General features: G+C 52.3%; 1 rRNA gene. It reads left to right on the top strand.

What is annotated here, in order from left to right:
• Window positions 1-367, top strand: a 23S ribosomal RNA gene (locus M1L62_RS29275); the annotation flags it as partial.

The raw sequence follows: 367 nt of genomic DNA, 5'->3' as shown, positions 1-367 counted from the left end.
TGAAACATCAGCTGAATGCAGCTCGTACCGTAAACCGACACAGGTAGTCGAGAAGAATATTCTAAGGTGCTCGAGTGAATCACGGCTAAGGAACTCGGCAAATTAACCCTGTAACTTCGGGAGAAGGGGAGCCTCCTCGCAAGAGAGGCCGCAGAGAAATGGCCCAGGCGACTGTTTAGCAAAAACACAGGGCTCTGCCAAAACGCAAGTTGACGTATAGGGCCTGACACCTGCCCGGTGCTGGAAGGTTAAGAGGGGATGTCAGCCGCAAGGTAAAGCATTGAATCGAAGCCCCAGTAAACGGCGGCCGTAACTATAACGGTCCTAAGGTAGCGAAATTCCTTGTCGGGTAAGTTCCGACCTGCAC

It is taken from the genome of Dyadobacter diqingensis, assembly GCF_024220585.1.
Classification (GTDB): domain Bacteria; phylum Bacteroidota; class Bacteroidia; order Cytophagales; family Spirosomataceae; genus Dyadobacter; species Dyadobacter diqingensis.
The sequence above is the reverse complement of the archived record's forward strand: the minus strand, read 5'-3'. Positions and strand labels throughout refer to the sequence as shown.